Annotated in this window: 1 protein-coding gene; it reads left to right on the top strand. The window is 63.0% G+C overall.

Annotated elements, in window-relative coordinates; translation table 11 throughout:
• Nucleotides 1-210 precede the first annotated feature (210 nt).
• The coding region (gene tnpC, locus GV832_RS21670; protein WP_168776928.1) for an IS66 family transposase at nt 211-964 on the top strand (754 nt) is incomplete at its 3' end.

Here is a 964-nt window from a genome sequence, read left to right as displayed (position 1 = left end):
GCTTTACCTGGCCCGCCGTGACGGACGGGTTAATCCTGTTGAGCCATGCGCAGTTCGAGGCGCTGTTTGCCGGATTGGATTGGCGGCGGGTTCGAGCGATCCACACGAAGCCCCCCGAAGACGTGGAATAGGCCATTTTGGCCTGCGGCAGGATGACTCACCTGCCGCTTTCCGAAGGCAGTGGTCATCGCGATCTGGTAGAAGACGACCATGCCGAATTCCGCCGAACTTCTTGAGGAAATTGCCGCGCTGAAGGGGATGCTGATCGCCGCAGACGCCCGCGACCGTCGCAAGGACGAGCGTATCGAGCGCCTCGAAAAACTGGTCGCCGCCTTCAAGCAGGCTGTCTTCGGGCGACGGTCGGAGAAGAGCGATCCCGACCAATTCGAACTGGCCCTCGAAGACCTGGAAGCCGCGATGGCGGAAATCCATGCTGAGGAGGATGCCGAAGATATTGCCGCCAGACGTCCTGCCAAGCCTCGCTCCTCCAATCGGGGCGCGCTCCCGAAGCATCTTCCGCGCATTGAAGAGGTCATCGAGCCGGATAGCCTGACCTGTGCCTGCGGCAGCTGCCTGCACTGCATCGGCGAGGATGTGTCTCAACGGCTGGATATCGTGCCCGCTCAGTTCCGCGTCATCGTCACCCGCCGTCCCAAATATGCCTGCCGCTCTTGCACGGATGGGGTCGTCCAGGCGCCCGCGCCAGCGCGGCTGATCCCGAGCGGTATGCCCACCGAGGCGACGGTGGCGCATGTGCTGGTCAGCAAATACGCAGATCACTTGCCGCTCTATCGCCAGGCCCAGATCTACAGTCGCCAAGGCGTGGATCTCGACCGATCCACCTTGGCGGACTGGGTCGGCCGTGCCGCCTTCGAGCTTCGCCCTGTCCACGACGCGTTGATGGCCAACTTGAAGCGATCAACCAAGCTCTTCATGGACGAGACCCGCGCCCCGGTCCTCGACC

It is taken from the genome of Stagnihabitans tardus (genome assembly GCF_009925085.1).
Classification (GTDB): Bacteria; Pseudomonadota; Alphaproteobacteria; order Rhodobacterales; family Rhodobacteraceae; genus Stagnihabitans; species Stagnihabitans tardus.
The sequence above is the reverse complement of the archived record's forward strand: the minus strand, read 5'-3'. Positions and strand labels throughout refer to the sequence as shown.